At 57.2% G+C, this 19,415-nt stretch carries 16 protein-coding genes; 10 read left to right on the forward strand and 6 right to left on the reverse strand.

The annotated features are described in order from the left end of the window. Positions 1 to 212: 212 nt before the first annotated feature. Entirely contained in the window at positions 213 to 1,247 is a 1,035-nt protein-coding gene (gene rhaT / locus JLG71_RS27020) for an L-rhamnose/proton symporter RhaT (RefSeq protein WP_004107493.1), read from the forward strand. Positions 1,248 to 1,252: 5 nt separating this feature from the next. Here rhaT and rhaR read toward each other — a convergent pair whose 3' ends face one another. Both rhaR and rhaS (JLG71_RS27030) read right to left on the reverse strand, forming a co-directional pair. Then, complete coding sequence (rhaR, locus tag JLG71_RS27025) at positions 1,253 to 2,101, reverse strand: HTH-type transcriptional activator RhaR (RefSeq protein ID WP_004127212.1); 849 nt, start codon at positions 2,099 to 2,101, stop codon at positions 1,253 to 1,255. A gap of 73 nt (positions 2,102 to 2,174) precedes the next feature. Continuing rightward, entirely contained in the window at positions 2,175 to 3,011 is an 837-nt protein-coding gene (gene rhaS, locus JLG71_RS27030) for an HTH-type transcriptional activator RhaS (protein WP_014227422.1), read from the reverse strand. 311 nt (positions 3,012 to 3,322) lie between these two features. Between rhaS (JLG71_RS27030) and rhaB the strand changes: the two genes are divergently transcribed. The 9 genes from rhaB (at position 3,323) to rhaM (ending at position 13,316) form a co-directional block, all read left to right on the forward strand. Next, positions 3,323 to 4,789: a rhamnulokinase gene (gene rhaB / locus JLG71_RS27035; protein ID WP_025106562.1), complete on the forward strand. Its 1,467-nt coding sequence runs from the start codon at positions 3,323 to 3,325 to the stop codon at positions 4,787 to 4,789. After that, entirely contained in the window at positions 4,786 to 6,045 is a 1,260-nt protein-coding gene (gene rhaA, locus JLG71_RS27040) for an L-rhamnose isomerase (RefSeq protein ID WP_025106561.1), read from the forward strand. Before rhaB ends, rhaA begins: the two co-directional genes overlap by 4 nt. Before the next feature lie 137 nt (positions 6,046 to 6,182). After that, positions 6,183 to 7,013, forward strand: a complete 831-nt coding sequence (gene rhaD / locus JLG71_RS27045) for a rhamnulose-1-phosphate aldolase (RefSeq protein ID WP_200913910.1) — start codon at positions 6,183 to 6,185, stop codon at positions 7,011 to 7,013. An 81-nt stretch (positions 7,014 to 7,094) separates the two neighbouring features. Beyond that, positions 7,095 to 8,081: a rhamnose ABC transporter substrate-binding protein gene (gene rhaS, locus JLG71_RS27050; RefSeq protein ID WP_004127197.1), complete on the forward strand. Its 987-nt coding sequence runs from the start codon at positions 7,095 to 7,097 to the stop codon at positions 8,079 to 8,081. 143 nt (positions 8,082 to 8,224) lie between these two features. After that, positions 8,225 to 9,736 carry a sugar ABC transporter ATP-binding protein gene (locus JLG71_RS27055; RefSeq protein ID WP_014837038.1) on the forward strand — a complete coding sequence of 504 codons (1,512 nt, stop codon included), beginning with the start codon at positions 8,225 to 8,227 and terminating at the stop codon, positions 9,734 to 9,736. Beyond that, a complete protein-coding gene (locus tag JLG71_RS27060) occupies positions 9,736 to 10,740 on the forward strand; it encodes an ABC transporter permease (RefSeq protein ID WP_025106559.1) in 1,005 nt (334 codons plus the stop codon). Before JLG71_RS27055 ends, JLG71_RS27060 begins: the two co-directional genes overlap by 1 nt. Continuing rightward, a complete protein-coding gene (locus JLG71_RS27065; RefSeq protein ID WP_004855968.1) occupies positions 10,737 to 11,741 on the forward strand; it encodes an ABC transporter permease in 1,005 nt (334 codons plus the stop codon). The genes JLG71_RS27060 and JLG71_RS27065 overlap by 4 nt, the downstream gene beginning before the upstream one ends. Before the next feature lie 115 nt (positions 11,742 to 11,856). Then, entirely contained in the window at positions 11,857 to 13,005 is a 1,149-nt protein-coding gene (gene fucO / locus JLG71_RS27070) for a lactaldehyde reductase (protein ID WP_186006679.1), read from the forward strand. After that, entirely contained in the window at positions 13,002 to 13,316 is a 315-nt protein-coding gene (rhaM, locus tag JLG71_RS27075; RefSeq protein WP_014227413.1) for an L-rhamnose mutarotase, read from the forward strand. Before fucO ends, rhaM begins: the two co-directional genes overlap by 4 nt. Positions 13,317 to 13,363: 47 nt before the next feature. Here the strand turns inward: rhaM and JLG71_RS27080 are convergent, their stop codons facing one another. The 4 genes from JLG71_RS27080 to JLG71_RS27095 form a co-directional block, all read right to left on the reverse strand. Then, complete coding sequence (locus JLG71_RS27080; protein ID WP_049079702.1) at positions 13,364 to 14,743, reverse strand: carbohydrate porin; 1,380 nt, start codon at positions 14,741 to 14,743, stop codon at positions 13,364 to 13,366. A 157-nt stretch (positions 14,744 to 14,900) separates the two neighbouring features. Further along, positions 14,901 to 16,262 (reverse strand): NosD domain-containing protein, encoded by a 1,362-nt coding sequence (locus JLG71_RS27085; protein WP_109241092.1) that lies wholly within the window; start codon positions 16,260 to 16,262, stop codon positions 14,901 to 14,903. A gap of 59 nt (positions 16,263 to 16,321) precedes the next feature. After that, entirely contained in the window at positions 16,322 to 18,010 is a 1,689-nt protein-coding gene (locus JLG71_RS27090) for a glycoside hydrolase family 32 protein (RefSeq protein WP_109241093.1), read from the reverse strand. Beyond that, on the reverse strand, positions 17,994 to 19,415 hold the full coding sequence (locus JLG71_RS27095) for a glycoside-pentoside-hexuronide (GPH):cation symporter (RefSeq protein ID WP_032751738.1): 1,422 nt from the start codon (positions 19,413 to 19,415) through the stop codon (positions 17,994 to 17,996). The genes JLG71_RS27090 and JLG71_RS27095 overlap by 17 nt, the downstream gene beginning before the upstream one ends.

Below are 19,415 nucleotides of genomic sequence, written 5' to 3' on the forward strand. Positions count from 1 at the left end.
ATTGAAAACGCTTATCAATGCCGTATTTTTAATAAGGTTATAACAACGGGTAATAGATGTCGTTTTGTGATACAGAACAACTAATTAAGTTTTTGGTTGCCAGGTTCAGGCTTCGGGTGGCAACAGCTTAAAGGCGGAAAAACTGACCGATTTTTACACTCATCGGGTCGGAAGAAGATTTATCCGATAAAAAATAGATGAGGATAAAATCAATGAATCACGCGATTACGATGGGTATTTTTTGGCATTTGATAGGTGCGGCCAGTGCAGCCTGTTTCTATGCCCCGTTCAAGAAAGTTAAACATTGGTCCTGGGAAACCATGTGGTCTATCGGCGGTATTGTCTCCTGGCTGATCCTCCCCTGGGCCATCAGCGCCATGCTGCTGCCCGATTTCTGGGCCTATTACGGTTCTTTTAACGCCTCCACTCTGCTGCCCGTTTTCCTGTTCGGCGCCATGTGGGGTATCGGTAATATCAACTACGGCCTGACGATGCGTTACCTGGGGATGTCGATGGGGATCGGCATCGCCATTGGTATCACGCTGATTGTCGGCACGTTAATGACGCCGATTCTTAACGGTCAGTTTGATGTTCTCATTAACACTAAAGGCGGCCAGATGACGCTGCTCGGCGTGCTGGTCGCGGTGATTGGCGTGGGTATCGTCACCCGTGCAGGCCAGCTGAAAGAGCGCAAAATGGGCATCAAAGCCGAAGACTTCAACCTGAAAAAGGGGCTGTTGCTGGCGGTGATGTGCGGCATCTTCTCGGCCGGTATGTCGTTCGCCATGAACGCCGCCAAGCCGATGCATGAAGCCGCCGCCGCGCTCGGCGTTGATCCGCTCTACACCGCGCTGCCAAGCTATGTGGTGATTATGGGCGGCGGCGCGCTGGTCAACCTCGGCTTCTGCTTTATCCGTCTGGCAAAAGTAAAAAACCTGTCGATAAAAGCCGACTTCTCGCTGGCAAAACCGCTCATTATCAGCAATATCCTGCTTTCGGCGTTAGGCGGCCTGATGTGGTATCTGCAGTTCTTTTTCTACGCCTGGGGCCACGCCAGCATTCCGGCGCAGTACGACTACATGAGCTGGATGCTGCATATGAGCTTCTACGTGCTGTGCGGCGGCCTGGTGGGTCTGATACTGAAAGAGTGGAACAACGCCGGTCGTCGTCCGGTGGGCGTCCTCAGCCTCGGCTGCGTGGTGATTATTATCGCCGCCAATATCGTTGGTCTGGGAATGGCGAACTAGCGTCGTCAGGCGGCGGTGCGACTGCGCTGCCGCCACTGCCCCGGCGTCATGCCTATCTCGCGGTTAAACACCACCGAAAAGTAGTTGCTGTCTTCAAACCCGCACTGCATCGCCACTTCGCCAATCAGCCGTTCGGTATGCTGCAGCAGATACTGCGCGTGACAGATGCGCAGCTGGCGCAGGTAGTGGTTGATGGTCATCCCCGTCTGCTGACGAAACTGCTGGCGCAGCGCGCGTTCGCTGCACCCTTCGCGCTCGCAAAAACGGTCAAGAAAGAAAGGACGATTGAGGCTGCCCGCCAGTTCGGTGAGCAGCTTATCGAGCAGCGCTTCGCTTTGGGTTGCCGCCAGATTATCGGTGGCGTAGCGATAGCGCTGAAGAATAAGCGCCAGCTGCGCAAACAGCAGTTCGGCCATATTATTGGCCTGCGCATCGCTGCGGCTGCTTTCATGCTCCAGCTGGGTAATCACCTGCCTGACCTGGGCCATGCCGCTGCTGCCAATCCGCCAGTGCGGAACCCACGGGGTGCCGAACAGGCCGGGAATGTGCGCCGCCCAGTCAAAGTTAAGCCGCAGCCGGTCCGGGCAATAAATGACGTTTTGCAGGACGAGATCGTTCACCGAGGCGTAGGAGTGTTTATCTTCCGCGCGGATATAGAACAGATCGCCGCGGGTAATGCGCCACGGGCGATCGTTCAGGACGTGCAGGCCGTTACCCCGCCACACCAGCACCAGTTCGCAGAACTCATGGGTGTGCTCGGCGAAGACGTTTTGCGGATAGCGATCCGCCACCGCCACCGCCTGAGCGGGAGAGGCAAAAAATTCATCTTTGCGAAGAATCAGCTGACCTGCCACGACATCAACTCCGGACGTGAATAACGTTTCATTATTCGCGTTTATGTCTGTCAAAACGTTGACTGCTCTCCCGTTACTGAAGAATGGCGTCGCGCCCCTGGCGAATATCGCGCGGAGACCAGTCAAACTCGCGGCGGAAAAGCGTCGAAAAGTGGTTACTGTCGCCGAATCCGCAGCGATAGGCGATATCGGTCACGCTATCATCGCTATGGCGCAGCAGATGGCGCGCTTTCATCAACCGCACCCGATTCAGATAGCGCTGCGGCGTCAGCCCGGTTTGCTGTTTTAACTGACGGTGCAGGGTTCGCAAGGAGAGCGAAAAGCGCGCCGCCACCTCTTCCCAGCAGATATCCTCGGCAAAATGGTCTTCCAGCCAGGCCATCAAATGGTTGAGCCGCGCGTCGTTGTTGGCGGCCCCTTCGGCGAGGCTGCTTTTACGCAGGTGCACCAGCAGCTGCATAAATAAAATCTCGCGGCTGGCGATGGCGTGCATATCCGCATCCGCGCCAACGTTCTCCATCTGCTCCACAATCTGGCGCACCTGCTGCAACGCATTCTGATTCACCCGCCAGTGCGAGAGGTAGTTCCCCTCCTGCTCCTGCGGCAACAGCGCGTTCAGGCCGGACAAAAAGCGAAACGCGTCCGGCGCGCGATAGAGCACGTTAGTCAGGCATAAATTATCCGTGTGCTCGTAGAGATGGCGATCGTGATCGCGGATAAAGCAGACCGAGCCGCCGCTGATGGTGTAGGGCTGGCCGTTGAAAACGTGAATCCCGGTGCCGTGCTCCACAATAACAATCTCATGAAAATCATGGTGATGCTCAGGAAAAGCGGATTGCGGGAGCCGCGGCTCAATGGCGACAGCTGAAACGCCGGACTTAAAGAAATCCACACTGTGCAACATAGTCATAGCCGCTCCTCGAGATGAGAAAAGTTATCAATCAGTGGAGCAAATAGTAATTAAGGGTCGGCGATCCGGCCTTCAATTTTTGACCGCAAAATTCGTAAAGCCTGCCGCTTTTTCAAGAAATGACGGGAAAGATCGGGAACTGCGGACAACATCACATCCCTCACCCCAGCGCGGAGAAAACGAAACTGTGACCTCCCTCACGGTCACCTTTGCTTTCTTGCCAGCGGCCAATTTTCCCTGTCAGTAACAAGAAGGTGAGCCCGACGCGACTTTTTTAGACTGTATGCAATGATTTTCACAAGGATCTTCCCATGAGTTATCGTCATTGTGTCGCCGTCGATTTAGGCGCCTCCAGCGGGCGGGTGATGCTCGCCGGTTATCAGCCCGGTCAGCAAACGCTGGCGCTGCGTGAAATTCACCGTTTTACCAATAGCCTGCAAAAGGTGGATGGCTTCGACTGCTGGGATCTCGATAGCCTGGAAGGGGAAATTCGCCGCGGTCTGGAGAAGGTCTGCGAACAGGGCATCCTGATCGACAGCATCGGCATCGATACCTGGGGCGTGGATTATGTCCTGCTGGATAAAGCGGGTCAGCGCGTCGGCCTGCCGGTTTCCTATCGCGACTCCCGCACCCAGGGCCTGATGCGCCATGCCGAAGAGCAGCTGGGCCGGGCGGAGATCTATCGCCGCAGCGGTATTCAGTTTCTGCCGTTTAATACCCTTTATCAGCTGCGCGCGCTGGTTGAACAGCAGCCGGAACTGGTCAGCCAGGCCGCGCACGCGCTGCTGATCCCGGACTACTTTAGCTTCCGCCTGACCGGCAACATGAACTGGGAATACACCAACGCCACCACCACGCAGCTGGTCAACATCAACAGCGATAGCTGGGATGAAGATCTGCTGAACTGGAGCGGCGCGCCGCGCGACTGGTTCGGAACGCCGACCCATCCCGGCAACGTTATTGGCCACTGGATTTGCCCGCAGGGCAATAACATCCCGGTGGTCGCCGTCGCCAGCCACGATACCGCCAGCGCGGTTATCGCCTCGCCGCTGGCCAGCAAAAACGCCGCGTATCTCTCTTCCGGCACCTGGTCGCTGATGGGCTTTGAAAGCAAAACCCCCTGCACCAGCGATGCGGCGCTAAGGGCCAATATCACCAACGAAGGCGGTGCCGAAGGCCGCTATCGGGTGCTGAAAAATATCATGGGCCTGTGGCTGCTGCAGCGGGTGCTCAAGGAGCAAAACGTCGGCGACCTGCCGGCGCTGATCGCGCGTACCGCTGCGCTTCCGGCCTGCCGCTTCGTCATTGACTGCAACGATGACCGCTTTATCAACCCGGACAACATGAGCGCGGAAATCCAGGCCGCCTGCCGCGAAGCCGGGCAGCCGGTTCCCGATACCGACGCCGAGCTGGCGCGCTGTATTTTTGACAGCCTGGCGCTGCTCTACGCCCGGGTGCTCAACGAGCTGGCGGCGCTGCGCGGTCAGCCGTTCAGCCAGCTGCATATTGTCGGCGGCGGCTGCCAGAACGAACTGCTCAACCAGCTGTGCGCCGACGCCTGCGGCATCACCGTGACCGCCGGCCCGGTTGAGGCCTCCACCCTGGGGAATATCGGCATTCAGCTGATGACCCTGGACGAGCTGCACAACGTCGATGAATTCCGTCAGGTGGTGCGGCAAAACTACGCCCTCACCACCTTTACCCCCAATCCTGAAAGTGAAATTGCCCGCTTCGTCGCGCAGTTTCAGCCACAACAGACCAAGGAGCTTTGCGCATGACCACTCAACTTGAACAAGCCTGGGAAATTGCCAAACAGCGCTACGCCAGCGTCGGCGTGGACGTCGAGGAGGCCTTGCGCCAGCTGGATCGCCTGCCCGTTTCCATGCACTGCTGGCAGGGCGATGACGTCGTCGGTTTCGAAAACCCGGAAGGAAGCCTGACCGGCGGTATTCAGGCCACCGGCAACTACCCGGGTAAAGCGCGTAACGCCAGCGAGCTGCGCGCCGACCTTGAGCAGGCGCTGAGCCTGATCCCCGGGCCAAAACGTCTGAACCTGCACGCGCTCTATCTCGAATCCGACGCGCCGGTGCCGCGTAATGAAATTAAGCCGGAGCACTTTAAAAACTGGGTTGAGTGGGCGAAAGCCAACAAGCTGGGGCTCGATTTTAACCCCTCCTGCTTCTCGCATCCGCTAAGCGCCGACGGCTTTACGCTGTCGCACGCCAACGATGAAATCCGCCAGTTCTGGATCGATCACTGCAAGGCCAGCCGCCGTATTTCCGCTTACTTCGGCGAGCAGCTGGGCACGCCGTCGGTAATGAATATCTGGATCCCGGACGGCATGAAGGATATTACCGTTGACCGCTTCGCGCCGCGCCAGCGCCTGCTGAACGCGCTCGATGAAGTGATCAGCGAGAAGCTGGACCCGGCGCACCACATTGATGCCGTCGAGAGCAAACTGTTCGGTATCGGCGCGGAAAGCTACACCGTCGGCTCCAATGAGTTCTATATGGGCTACGCCACCAGCCGCCAGACCGCCCTGTGCCTGGATGCCGGCCACTTCCACCCGACGGAGGTCATCTCCGACAAAATCTCCGCCGCCATGCTCTATATCCCGCGCCTGCTGCTGCACGTCAGCCGTCCGGTACGCTGGGACAGCGACCACGTGGTGCTGCTGGATGACGAAACCCAGGCCATCGCCAGCGAAATCATCCGTCACGATCTGTTCGACCGCGTGCATATCGGCCTCGATTTCTTCGACGCTTCGATTAACCGCATCGCGGCGTGGGTGATTGGCACGCGCAATATGAAGAAAGCGCTGCTGCGCGCCCTGCTGGAACCGACCGCCCAGCTGCGTCAGCTGGAAGTCGACGGCGACTACACCGCCCGTCTGGCGCTGCTGGAAGAGCAGAAGTGCCTGCCGTGGCAGGCCATCTGGGAGATGTACTGTCAGCGTCACGATACGCCGGCAGGCAGCCAGTGGCTGGATAACGTACGCGCTTATGAAAATGCGGTTCTGAGCCAGCGCGGGTAAAGCCCGGACGTTCCCCGGGTCGCGGCCGGGCTACAAACCGGTAGCCCGGATAAGCCGTTTACGGCGCAATCCGGGGGCTCGCACATATTCAGGGCGAGGGGCCAACCCCGCGCCGAATCAACAGGAAAGACAAGACTATGCAGACCATTATCGACGCCTGGTTCGTCCAGGGCATGATTAAAGCCACTTCTGACGCCTGGCTGAAAGGCTGGGACGAGCGCAACGGCGGCAACCTGACGCTGCGCCTCGACGAAGCGGATATCGAACCCTACGCGGCGGATTTCCACGCCAAATCGCGCTATATCGCCCTGAGCCAGCCGATGCCGACGCTGGCTAACCAGCCGTTTATCGTCACCGGTTCCGGTAAATTCTTCCGTAACGTCCAGCTCGACCCGGCGGCGAACCTCGGGGTGGTGAAAGTCGACAGCGACGGCGCGGGATACCATATTCTTTGGGGCCTGACCAACGATGCGGTGCCAACATCCGAGCTGCCGGCGCACTTCCTGTCGCACAGCGAGCGCATCCGGCTGACCAACGGTAAAGACCGGGTGATCATGCACTGCCACGCCACCAATCTGATCGCCCTGACCTACGTGCTGGAGAACAGCAGCGATCTGTTTACCCGCAAGCTGTGGGAAGGGAGTACCGAATGCCTGGTGGTCTTCCCGGACGGCGTCGGCATCCTGCCGTGGATGGTGCCGGGCACCGACGAAATCGGCGAGGCCACCTCCGAGGCGATGCAGAAACATTCGCTGGTGCTGTGGCCGTTCCACGGCGTTTTCGGCAGCGGCCCCAATCTGGACGAAACCTTCGGCCTGATCGATACCGCTGAGAAATCCGCCGAGGTGCTGGTGAAAGTTTACTCAATGGGCGGGATGAAACAAACCATCACCCGCGAAGAGCTGGTCGCCCTTGGCAAACGCTTCAACGTTCAACCCCTGCAGTCCGCGTTAGACCTTTATCCATAACAACATCGCGCCCCGCTCACCGAGACGGGGCGAAAAAATCACCTGCAAACCCTACAAACTAACTCATGTGGAGTAAAAGCAATGAAAACAAACACAAGCTTGATCCTCACCGTTGCCATCCTGGCGTTGTCCGGTTCCGCTTTAGCCGAAGTCAAAATCGCCCTCGTGGCGAAATCATTGGGAAATGGATTCTTCGAAGCAGCGAACGTCGGCGCGCAGGAAGCGGCCAAAGAGTTAGGCGATGTCAAAGTGATCTATACCGGCCCGACCACCACCACCGCCGAAGCGCAGATCGAAGTGCTGAATGGTTTGATCGCCCAAGGGGTGGATGCGATCGCCATTTCCGCTAACGATCCCGACGCCGTGGTGCCGGTACTGAAAAAAGCGATGCAGCGCGGTATTAAGGTGGTCTCCTGGGACTCCGGCGTCGCGCCGGCGGGCCGCCAGATCCATCTTAATCCGTCCAATAACGCGCTGATTGGCGAAACCAACGTTAAGCTCGCCGCCGATGCGCTGAAGGCGCTGAACGTGGAAAAAGGCGATGTGGCGATTTTAAGCGCCACCCCAACCTCCACCAACCAGAACATCTGGATTGAGGAGATGAAAAAGGTGCTGCCGCAGTATCCGTCCGTCAATCTGGTGACCGTCGCCTACGGTGACGATCTGTCGGATAAAAGCTATCGCGAAGCGGTGGGCCTGCTGAAGTCATACCCTGACCTGAAAGTGATTGTTTCGCCTTCGTCGGTAGGGATCGTGGCCGCCGCGCAGGCGGTGAAAGATCAGGGCAAAATCGGCAAGGTCTACGTCACCGGGCTGGGGCTGCCGTCGGAAATGGCCGGGGCGATTAAGTCCGGCGCCAGTAAAAGCTTCGCCATCTGGAACCCGATTGACCTCGGCTACGCCGCCACGTATCTGGCTGACGATTTAGTCAAAGGCACGGCGACCAAAACCGAAGCCAATATGGGCAAGCTGGGCAAAGTGAAGCTGGACGCCGACGGTAGCGGCGCGATGGCCGAACCGTTCGTCTACGATGCGAGCAACATCGATAAGTTCTCGAAAATTTTCTAACCCTGTTTCCTCACTCCGGCCCTCTTCCAAAAGAGAGGGAGAAAGTCAGGCCCTCTGCGCACTGCTGCCAGCGAGCACTGAACGGTTCCCTCGCCCCTTTGGGGAGAGGGTTAGGGTGAGGGGTGATTTTACGGAGAACTATCATGTCAGCATCCACCCCACTGCTGTCGCTGAAGGGCATCACCAAGGTTTTTCCCGGTGTGCGCGCCCTTGAAAACGTACAGCTCGATCTCTGGCCCGGCAAAGTGACCGCTTTAATCGGCGAAAACGGCGCGGGGAAATCGACGCTGGTCAAAGTGATGACCGGCATTTATCAGCCCGAAGAGGGCGAGATTCTCTATAAAGCGATCCCTATCCAACTGCCGAACCCGGAGTCGGCGCATAAGGTCGGGATCACCGCGATTCATCAGGAAACCGTGCTGTTCGACGAACTCTCGGTCACCGAAAATATCTTCGTCGGCCAGTATCTGCATCGCGGCCTGCTGAAGAAGCTCGACTGGCCCGCCATGCACCGCAAAGCCAGCGAAATTCTCACCCGCCTCGAGGTACAGATTGACCCGCGCGCGACGCTGAAAACCCTCAGTATCGCCCAGCGCCATATGGTCGCCATCGCCCGGGCGCTCTCCTTTGAAGCTCAGGTGGTGATCCTCGATGAGCCGACCGCCGCGCTCTCGCAGCATGAAATTCTGGAGTTCTATCAGATCGTTGAGCGCCTGAAGCAGGACGGCAAAGCGATCCTGTTTATTTCGCATAAGTTCGATGAGATTTTCGAGCTGGCGGACTACTACACCATTCTGCGCGACGGCGTGTACGTCAGCTCCGGTGCGATTAACGACATCACCGAAGAGCGGATGGTGGCGATGATGGTGGGCCGCGCGATTACCCAAACCTACCCGAAAGTCGATTGTATCCCAGGGGAAACGGTGCTGGAGGTGAAAGACCTCTGCCACCCCACCGAGTTCGCCCATATCAGCTTCAGCCTGCGCAAAGGGGAGATCCTTGGCTTTTACGGGCTGGTGGGCGCCGGGCGCACCGAGCTGATGCAGGCGCTCTCCGGAGTCTCGCATCCCTCTTCCGGCGATATCGTGCTGAAGGGAAAACCGATGCGCTTTCGCCAGCCGGCCGACGCGATCGGCGCCGGTATCGTCTGCGTGCCGGAAGAGCGGCAGAAGCAGGGAGCAATTATCGCCCTGCCGATCGCCCAGAACATCAGCCTGCCGCAGCTCAGCAAACTGAACCCCGGCGGCGTGCTTAACGACGCCCGCGAATGGCGGCTGGCGGACGAGTACGCCTCGCGCCTGCAGGTTAAGGCCTTTAGCTGGCGGCAGGCGGTGGAAACCCTTTCCGGCGGCAATCAGCAAAAAGTGGTGATCGGCAAATGGCTGGCGACCCATCCCGAGGTGATTATCCTCGACGAACCGACTAAAGGCATCGATATCGGCTCCAAAGCGGCGGTGCACCAGTTTATGTCCGAGCTGGTCAGCCAGGGGCTGGCGGTCATTATGGTCTCTTCGGAGCTGCCGGAAGTGATGGGCATGGCCGACCGGATTATCGTGATGCACGAAGGGCTGATGGTGGCCGAGTATCGCGCCGGTGAAGCGACGGCGGAAACCATCGTCAGCGCCGCCAGCGGCGCCGGTCGGGAGGCAGCGTAATGGGTAAACAGTTGCTTAAACACCGCGAGGCGCTGCTGGCGGCGGTGATCGTTTTGCTGATCGGCGCTATCGGCAGCCGGGCGCCGTCGTTCGTCTCGCCGGGCAATCTGGTGGAGATGTTTAACGACACCGCCATTCTGATCGTCCTCGCCCTCGGCCAGATGATGGTACTGCTCACCAAAGGCATCGATCTGTCGATGGCCGCCAATCTGGCGCTGACCGGGATGATCGTCGCGCTGCTCAACGCCCACTATCCGGGTATCCCGGTGGCGGCGCTGCTGGCGCTGGCGACCCTGCTTGGCCTGCTGATGGGGATGATTAACGGCCTGCTGGTCTGGCGGCTCGGCATTCCGGCCATCGTGGTCACGCTGGGCACCATGAGTATTTATCGCGGGATTATCTTCCTGCTTTCCGACGGCGGCTGGGTTAACTCGCACCAGATGAGCGCCGATTTTCTCGGCCTGCCGCGCGCCTCGCTGCTGGGGCTGCCGCTGCTGAGCTGGTGCGCCATCGCCGCGCTGCTGCTGGTGGGCTATTTCCTCCGCTACAGCCGCACCGGCCGGGCCTTGTACACCGCGGGCGGCAACGCGACGGCGGCGTACTACACCGGGATTAACGCCGGGAAAATGCAGTTTGTCAGCTTCTGCCTCTCCGGCGCGCTGGCCGGGTTCTGCGGCTATCTGTGGATCTCGCGCTTCGCCGTCGCCTATGTCGATGTCGCCAACGGTTTTGAACTGCAGGTGGTCGCCGCCTGCGTCATCGGCGGCATCAGCACCATGGGCGGAACCGGTCGCGTGCTCGGCTGCCTGTGCGGCGCGCTGTTCCTCGGCGTTATCAATAACGCGCTGCCGGTGATTGGCATTTCGCCGTTCTGGCAAATGGCCATTTCCGGCGCGGTGATCGTCATTGCGGTGCTGCTTAACGAACGCGGTAATAAAGGTAGCGGACGATTAATCCTGCGCAACGCGGCGCTGGCGCGGCAGAAACAGGCGGTGAAATCATGAGCAAAATAATGATGTCTGAAGAGATGAAAAGCGCCCCGGCCGCGCCGTCGCCGCTGCGCCGCTTGCTGTGCTGGGAAGGGTTTCTGCTGGCGGTAACCCTGGCGGTATTCGTGGTTAACGCCCTGGCGTCACCCTACTTCCTTAATATCTGGAACCTGTCGGACGCCACGTTTAACTTTACCGAAAAAGCGATCATCGTGCTGCCGATGGCGATGCTGATTATCGCCAGAGAGATCGACCTTTCGGTAGCCTCGACGATGGCGCTGAGCTCAACGGCGATGGGCTTCTGCGCGGCGGCGGGTATGGATACGCCGCTGCTGGTGGCCGTCGGGCTGGGCGTTGGGCTGCTGTGCGGCCTGTTCAACGGTATCCTGGTGACGCGCTTTAACCTGTCGTCGATTGTGATCACCATCGGCACCATGAGCCTGTATCGCGGAATAACCTACATTCTGCTGGGCGACAAGGCGCTCAATCACTACCCGGACAGCTTCGCCTGGTTCGGCCAGGGCTACGTGTGGGGGGCGCTCTCTTTTGAGTTCGCGCTGTTTATCCTCCTCGCCGCCGCCTTTACCTTCCTGCTGCATAAAACCAACTTTGGCCGCCGGACCTACGCCATCGGCAATAACCCGACCGGAGCCTGGTTCTCCGGAATCAACGTCAAGCGCCACAATCTGGTGCTGTTCGCGCTGGTCGGGCTGATGGCCGGGCTGGCGGCGGTCCTGCTGACCTCGAGGCTCGGCAGCACCCGCCCGACGCTGGCGATGGGCTGGGAGCTGGCGGTCGTCACGATGGCGGTGCTCGGCGGCGTCAATATTCTCGGCGGCTCCGGCAGCATGGTGGGGGTGATTATCGCCGCCTTCCTGATGGGGCTGGTGACGTTTGGCCTGAGCCTGCTCAACGTGCCGGGGATCGTGATGTCGATCATCATCGGCGCGATGCTGATCGTGGTGATCTCGCTGCCGATTATTACCCGGCGGATGATGCAGCGAAGACGAATTTAATTTCCCCTTCACCCTAATCTGACCGGTACGTGTAGCCCGGGTAAGGCGCCAGCCGCGACCCGGGGGCGGGTGAAGGGAAACGGATTACCCAAAATCAACATTAAGGAGAATTATCATGAGTTTTATGTTGGCACTGCCCAAAATCAGCCTCCACGGCGCGGGCGCAATCGGCGATATGGTCAAGCTGGTGGCGGGTAAACGCTGGGGCAAAGCGCTGATCGTCACCGACGGTCAGCTGGTGAAGCTGGGGCTGCTCGACAGCCTGTTTACCGCCCTGGATGAACAGCAGATGTCTTACCATCTGTTTGACGAGGTGTTCCCTAACCCAACGGAAGCGCTGGTGCAAAAAGGCTACGCGGCGTATCGCGAGGCCGGGTGTGATTACCTTATCGCCTTCGGCGGCGGCAGCCCGATTGATACCGCCAAAGCGATAAAAATCCTCACCGCCAACCCGGGGCCATCGACCGCCTACTCCGGCGTCGGCAAAGTGAAAAACGCCGGCGTGCCGCTGGTGGCCATCAACACGACCGCCGGTACCGCGGCGGAGATGACCAGCAACGCGGTTATTATCGACGCCGAGCGCCAGGTAAAAGAGGTGATTATCGACCCCAATATCATTCCCGATATCGCCGTCGATGACGCCAGCGTGATGCTGGATATCCCGCCATCCATTACCGCCGCCACCGGCATGGACGCGCTGACCCACGCCATTGAAGCCTTTGTTTCCGTGGGCGCGCACCCGCTGACCGATGCCAACGCTCTGGAAGCGATTCGCCTGATCAACCTGTGGCTGCCGCAAGCCGTCGACGATGGACACCACCTTGAAGCCCGCGAGCAGATGGCGTTTGGCCAGTATCTGGCGGGCATGGCGTTTAACAGCGCCGGTCTCGGCCTGGTGCACGCGCTGGCCCATCAGCCGGGCGCTACCCACAACCTGCCGCACGGCGTGTGCAACGCCATCCTGCTGCCGATCATCGAAAACTTTAACCGGCCGAACGCGGTTGCCCGCTTCGCGCGCGTGGCGCAGACGATGGGCGTCGATACCCGCGATATGAGCGATGAAGCGGCCAGCATGGAGGCCATCAACGCCATCCGCGCGCTAAGCAAACGCGTCGGCATTCCGCAAGGCTTCAGCCAGCTTGGCGTCAGCAAAGCCGATATTGAAGGCTGGCTGGATAAAGCGCTGGCCGACCCGTGCGCGCCGTGCAATCCGCGCACCGCCAGCCGCGATGAAGTCCGCGAACTCTATCTGGAGGCATTATGATCCGCAAAGCTTTCGTGATGCAGGTAAACCCGGACGCGCATGAAGAGTATCAGCGCCGTCATAACCCCATCTGGCCGGAGCTGGAAGCGGTGCTGAAAGCCCACGGCGCGCACCACTACGCGATTTATCTCGATAAAGAGCGCCATCTGCTGTTCGCCACGGTGGAGATTGAATCCGAAGCGCGCTGGGACGCCGTCGCCGGGACCGAGGTATGCCAGCGCTGGTGGCAGCATATGCGCGATGTGATGCCTGCCAATCCGGACAACAGTCCGGTAAGCGCGGAGCTTAAAGAGGTGTTTTATCTGGAGTAAAACTATGGCTGCCCCGTTGTGCTGAGCGGGGCAGCCGTTTCAAGCGCTTAGAAGAAGTACTTAAAGCGCACCCGCGCGCCGTAGCGATCGTCATCATCCCCCTGGCTCAGCTTCTCGTCGCTGTCGAGAATGGAGTAATAGGCGCCGAGATAGATATTAAAGTTCTGCATATTCATCACGTTCGGAATTTGATACGACGCGTGGAAGGTATGAATATTGTAGGTGCCTTCATCCTTAATCCAGCAGTCGTTATCGCAAATCACCCCGGCATAATCGCTGATTTTGTTATGCGCGTAGATATATCCCAGCTCGAAGCGCCGCCACAGCGCGTTCACCCCGGCGGTCAAATCCTGTTCGTTGCTGGCGTCCATATAAGCGGTGTTCAGATTCACCACCACCCCGTCCTCCGGGTCGCGCTTCAGGCCGTTCCAGGTCATGGTCAGGCCATAGCCGGTGCGCCCCGACTGATCGATAAAGTTGCCCTGGGCATCTTTATAGCCGTAGGCGTTCTGCACCACGTTCGCTTCCATGGCCGCGGCAACGGAAAATTCGTCTTTCGCCCATGACACCACCGGGCGCAAATAGGCGACGTTCTTTTTCTGCTCCATATCGCGACCATGGTAGCCATCGTTGTCGTACAGCGACGTACCGTCTTCCAGCAGGGTGTTGAGCTCAAAATACCAGTTATCAAGCTGCTTGCTCAGCAGGAAGTTGCCGCCTGCGTCAGAGCGGCCGCGACCCTCTTTCATCATATAGATATAGCCATGGCCGTCGCTGTAGAGGTCGTTGGCGGTATTACCGGAGTGCTCGACGAAGGTGTCCTGATTCAGCGGGAACATATCGTACGCTTCAAAGCGCCCCACTTTCACCTTCCAGTCGTTCTCCTGACCAAAGAAGAAAACCGCGTCGTCGAGGTTCATCGAGCCGGTCATATCCGCCAGCGGCTGGACAGAGAAACCGGCAAAATAGCCGTTATCCGTTTTGCGGATACCGTCGAAGCCGAGCAGGATACGGCCGTTTAAATCCCACTTATCGTAGGTGGGATCGCTGCCGACATCGGCGTTGGTCATCGCCAGCAGGCCGTGTTTGCTTTCCGCGTCCATGTTGAACTCCACGTCGCCGTAGATTTTCAGATCGCCATAGCCGGATAATTTCAGCTCCGGGACGCTAAGATTCTTTTTACTCTCCGCGGTTGCCGCCGCGCTGTTTACCGGCACACGGGTTTGCGCCGCCTGAATAGCGGCATTCTGCTTCGCCTGTAAATCCCGCACCTGGCCTTCCGCTACCGTCGCCCGGCTTTCCGCGGCGGCAAGCCGCGCTTCAAGCTGTTCCATTCGTTGTTCCAGCGTCAGTTGATTATTTTTCCCGACCGCCGATCCCGTAATTAAACACAAGCCTAGCGCTATTGATAATGTTGTTTTATTCATTTTTATTTTCCCAGAGGTAAAAGGTGGGATAAGGTGAATAAAAATATTCACCTTTTATATTTTGATTTTTATTTAGCAGAAGAATGAATGAAATAACGTGTAATCTGCCTCCTTAAATAACGTCATTCGCTATACGGATTAACAAACAGAGTGAATATTAATTTCCAGCAACCGGTGTCGCCCTGAAGGCATTACGCGCTCGGTCTATGACCACCTGTGCGTCACTGCCGCTATCAAGTATCGTGTTTTGCGCGGATTCTTTTTCTACCTGCACGGCGACCGCATCGAGTTCTTTTAACCTGGCCGTCGTCAGCAAAGCGCTGACCTGCGCCGCAAAGCAGGCATCCTCTTCGGAGGGCTGCGCCTGCGCCGCTGACGTCTCCGTGGTCGCCACGATATGGTTATTCGCAATATAATTCCCTTTGCCGGAAACAAGGCGGATGATGACCGGTTTTATTCCCTGCGGCTTGAGATACTGGACATCAATCGTTTCGGAAATATGATTAGCAATAACCGAATTATTACTGCCGTTTATATGCAGCAAGCCATAGGCATCATCCAGGCCGTTGTCATAGGCCTGCATCGGCGGCCAGGGTTCACGATCGCGCAAGAAATGGTTTGCCGAGATCAGATTCTCCGCACAGTTGTTCTCGAGAACGAGCATTCCCGGATAAAATGAATGGAATCGATTGCTGGTGATACTAGAGCGGACCACGCCCGATAAGTGCACGCTGCTTGCGCCACGGGGGAAAATATTGTTGGTAGAAATCAATAACCCCCCGAAGTTTTGCGCGTAAATAGAATAGCCTTTATAGCCCGCGCCAATCAGGTTATCGGTTATTTTTGAAGCCTGCCCGGCGCCACGCAGCTCGATACAGTTACCGCATTCGGCGATAAAGTTATTATGGATCGCCATTGCATCGCTATTGTACGCGGTGAGGCCATGCTCCAGATAGATAAATCCCATCCCGGTAATGCGGAAAGCGTCCTGCGCGCTGGCGATATAAATCCCGGTTTTGCCGTTCGTATAGCTATTTTCCGGGTCGTTGTTTCCCAGCCCATCATCAACAAAGTGCAGACCATCGATACAGAAGTTTTCGAACGCCACCGAACTGATACGCGGCGCCCCGCTGCGTTTCACGTAAAATGCAGCGCCAGCGTGTTCTTCATCGCCGGGCTGCGGGCAGAGATCGACCAGGATACGGCTCCCGCCCGGCCATATATCGTGCAAATTCGCCCACTCGTCCGCCGGCGTATTAAAGCGAATGCTCGAGGAGACAAAACCATGCCCGGAACCCATAATTTTTAAATAACTGATATCAATTAAGACCTGCGTCTTCAGATGATAATCGCCGGGCGGAATATAAATCGCGGCGCCCGGTTTACCCCCGTCGTTAATATCGGTTTCAGTTTGTCGCGATTTAATATCGGCGAGAATACTGTTAATGACTTCGCCAATATCCTCATACGGGTTGCCGACGTGCCACTGCGTAACATCATAATAATTTTTACGTACCATGAAAAACCGCCTCTAATGATAATAAGAAATCGAACATCAACGCTTAAATTTGACTTTGCTTATTCCTGCGAATACGTCGAGCGATATTGCGTAAGCTGTGCCGGCGCGCCGGAGAGCTGGATCCGGGTGAGCTGACTGCATGAGTAATAGCGTCGCGTACCGCATACGCTGCCCTGATTTGCGAAGACCTCAACAATCCCGGCATCAAAACACAGGGTGACGTCGCTGACGCCGGCCACCGGCGCGCGGTAACGCCCATCGTCCCGGCCTTTTTCATATAGCGTCAGATTTTTACCCTCCTGTTCGAGGATGATTTGCTGGCCGTTATCGCCCGTTAACGTCAAACGGAAACCACCGGCAGGCATAAAGGTTACAATGCCGGCTTTACAGCCTTTCTCATTAACCCAGATATCACCGTCATCCAGCGCATGGCGGCTGACGACCAATGATTCCGGCGGCAGCTCCGGCATCATGCATAGCCGCTGCTGCGCATTGAGATGAAAGCGACGCGGGAGCGACATTTCCCCCGAGTAAGCGGAATCCACCGGTTTCTGGGTCGCCCAGTTATATAACCAGGCAAAGCCGATTCTTCGGTCGTCCTCGCCCCAGGTTTGCAGGGCGTAGAAATCCGTACCGAAATCTAAAGTCTGTAGCGGCTGCTCGGACGGCGTGAAATAGCCGTTCCGGAAAGTACCGGTCTGGGCAAAAAGCAAATTATGCCGCCCGGTTGTCGGCTCCGTATAGCCAACGACGCCGATAATTAATACCCATACGCCATCCAGGCAGAAGAAATCCGGGCATTCGACGCAGCGACCGCCGTTTTCGCGAAAATAGCCGGGAGCGACATACAGCACATGATGGAACGTCCAGCGTTCACTATCCGCAGAGTGAAAGAGCAGCATCGCCGGATCGCCGTTTACCGACGCGCCGAGGATCATATAAAAAGTGGCATCGGCCTCTTCGTACCACACTTTTGGATCGCGGAAATCGCAGTCCACGCCCGCAGGCAGGTCGGTTAAGACGGTTTTCACCCATTCCGGCTTATCGTAGTCGTCGTGCGCAACGGCCATTTTCTGCACTTCCCGGTAGCCGCGATACAGATCGTAAGCTGGGAGCCGTTCGGTATACCAGAAGCGGGTTTTTCCTTGTTTATCAATATACGCGCTGCCGGAAAACGCGCCGCCCGTCGCGCCCAGCGCCGAAAGATTCTGCTCTGGCTGGAGGAAAACCGGATAATGCCGCCAGTGATACAGATCGCGGCTCACCGCATGATTCCAGTGCATTGGGCCCCATTGGCTGGAGTGCGGATGATACTGGTAAAACAGATGCCACTCGCCGTTCTTGTAGTGCAGCCCGTTAGGGTCGTTCATCCAGCCGGTACGGGGCGAGAAATGCAATGCCGGACGCAGCGGCTCCCGCAGATACTCGTCAGCAATATCCTGACCACTCATCAGGCGCAAATCCTGCCCGGCTGTCGCGATAAAGGTAACGCCGCGCGCGCGCAGTGAATCCGGATGCCAGGTGTAACAAAGCGATATCTCGCTATATTCCGGCAGCCACTCCAGGGTGGCAACGCCGTCCTGAAACGAGGTCCAGGTAAAATACTGGAAGTAGCGCGGCGCCTCCTGAATCTTAAATACAACCTGACCGTTCACGCGAATAGAAAACAGGGGTTGCGCCGCCGGTTCGGACGCTTTCAGCCACAAATCAATGCGCTGACCTTGTTTAATATTAAATGACAGGGACATCCTGAACCTCCTGTGGTTGACCGCGACCTTTTTCCAGCTCACGTTTTGCAAGATCCGTTTTGATTTTCTCAAGGAACGCATTATTCAGCTTGAAGTAGCGCACCAGATACGCGCTGATGAAATAACTCACCATCGGCAGCAGTGAAAACATCATGATAATGCCTTGAATGGTCTGCGAATTTTGCTGCGGCTCATTCGCGACATAGCCGGTAAACGCCAGAATCCAGGCGACGATAGCGCCGGCGACCGCCAGCCCCATTTTGAGCATAAACAGGTTTCCCGCGAAGGAGATGCCGGTCAGGCGTTTACCAAATTTCCAGTCGCCGTAGTCATCGACATCGGACATCATTGCCCACAGAATGGGGCCAGACTGAATTAAATGCAGAACGTTAATAATGATGAATAGCGTCATCAGCGGGGTCAGGGATTGCGGATCAACAAACCACAGCGCAAATGAGAGAATGCCGAGAATAATATTAATAATGCGGAACAGCGCCAGCTTATCAAAACGATCGGTCAGCGGTTTGGCAAGCACGCTGCCCAGCATATTACAGGCCACGCCCAGCGCCATAAAGAAGGTAATAAACCCGACCGACTCTTTCATGACGTAAGTAGCATAATAGATAGTGACGCCGCCGCGGATAAATGCCGGGAAAACGTTCAGGAAGGTAATAGTGATCATCAAGAGCCACTGATCGTTTTTGATAATATCCCGCAGGTCTTTCTTCAACGACTCGTTTTGCTTAACCGACACCACCCGCTCTTTAATGCTGGAAAAGCAGAACAGGAACATCAGCGTTGCCGCACCGCCCATAATGATCATGGTTAGCTGGAAACCTGAGGCGCGGTCGCCGTTACCCAGCCAGTCCGTTAACGGCAGAATAGAGGAGGAGATAATTAATGTTGCCAGGCCATTAAGGAAAAAGCGCCACGACAGGCAGCCCATGCGCTCTTTCTGATTGAGCGTAATGACGCCGCCGACCGAGCAATAGGGAATATTAATCGCGGTATAAATCAGCGACATGACCAGATAGGTAACCCAGGCATAGATAATCTTACCGTTCATGCTCAGTTCTGGGGTCGTGAACATCAGTACCGCGCCCAGACCAAACGGAAACGCCATCCATAATATCCATGGACGGAATTTTCCCCAGCGCGTCACGGTGCGGTCGCAGATGGCCCCCATCAGCGGATCGCTAAAAGCGTCAAAGATGCGGATAACCAGGAATAATGTGCCCACCACCCCGGCGTTCAGGCCATATACATCGGTATAAAACCACGTAAGATAGAGGGCCAGTACGCTCCATATCATTCCTGAACCAGCGTCACCCATGCCGTAGCCGATCTTCTCCCTCAGCCCCAGCTTTTCATAAGCGCTTGGCTTTTCCATTGCGGTAGCAGACAT

This window comes from Klebsiella michiganensis (assembly GCF_015139575.1).
GTDB lineage: Bacteria > Pseudomonadota > Gammaproteobacteria > Enterobacterales > Enterobacteriaceae > Klebsiella > Klebsiella michiganensis.

Excerpts from the sequence above, each read along its gene's own strand:
- JLG71_RS27090 (WP_109241093.1), bottom strand. The coding sequence starts at position 18,010 with ATGTCCCTGTCATTTAATATTAAACAAGGTCAGCGCATTGATTTGTGG.
- JLG71_RS27055 (WP_014837038.1), top strand. The coding sequence starts at position 8,225 with ATGTCAGCATCCACCCCACTGCTGTCGCTGAAGGGCATCACCAAGGTT.
- JLG71_RS27060 (WP_025106559.1), top strand. The coding sequence starts at position 9,736 with ATGGGTAAACAGTTGCTTAAACACCGCGAGGCGCTGCTGGCGGCGGTG.
- JLG71_RS27080 (WP_049079702.1), bottom strand. The coding sequence starts at position 14,743 with ATGAATAAAACAACATTATCAATAGCGCTAGGCTTGTGTTTAATTACG.
- rhaT (WP_004107493.1), top strand. The coding sequence starts at position 213 with ATGAATCACGCGATTACGATGGGTATTTTTTGGCATTTGATAGGTGCG.
- fucO (WP_186006679.1), top strand. The coding sequence starts at position 11,857 with ATGAGTTTTATGTTGGCACTGCCCAAAATCAGCCTCCACGGCGCGGGC.
- JLG71_RS27095 (WP_032751738.1), bottom strand. The coding sequence starts at position 19,415 with ATGTCTGCTACCGCAATGGAAAAGCCAAGCGCTTATGAAAAGCTGGGG.
- JLG71_RS27085 (WP_109241092.1), bottom strand. The coding sequence starts at position 16,262 with ATGGTACGTAAAAATTATTATGATGTTACGCAGTGGCACGTCGGCAAC.
- rhaS (WP_014227422.1), bottom strand. The coding sequence starts at position 3,011 with ATGACTATGTTGCACAGTGTGGATTTCTTTAAGTCCGGCGTTTCAGCT.
- JLG71_RS27065 (WP_004855968.1), top strand. The coding sequence starts at position 10,737 with ATGAGCAAAATAATGATGTCTGAAGAGATGAAAAGCGCCCCGGCCGCG.
- rhaA (WP_025106561.1), top strand. The coding sequence starts at position 4,786 with ATGACCACTCAACTTGAACAAGCCTGGGAAATTGCCAAACAGCGCTAC.
- rhaM (WP_014227413.1), top strand. The coding sequence starts at position 13,002 with ATGATCCGCAAAGCTTTCGTGATGCAGGTAAACCCGGACGCGCATGAA.
- rhaS (WP_004127197.1), top strand. The coding sequence starts at position 7,095 with ATGAAAACAAACACAAGCTTGATCCTCACCGTTGCCATCCTGGCGTTG.
- rhaD (WP_200913910.1), top strand. The coding sequence starts at position 6,183 with ATGCAGACCATTATCGACGCCTGGTTCGTCCAGGGCATGATTAAAGCC.
- rhaB (WP_025106562.1), top strand. The coding sequence starts at position 3,323 with ATGAGTTATCGTCATTGTGTCGCCGTCGATTTAGGCGCCTCCAGCGGG.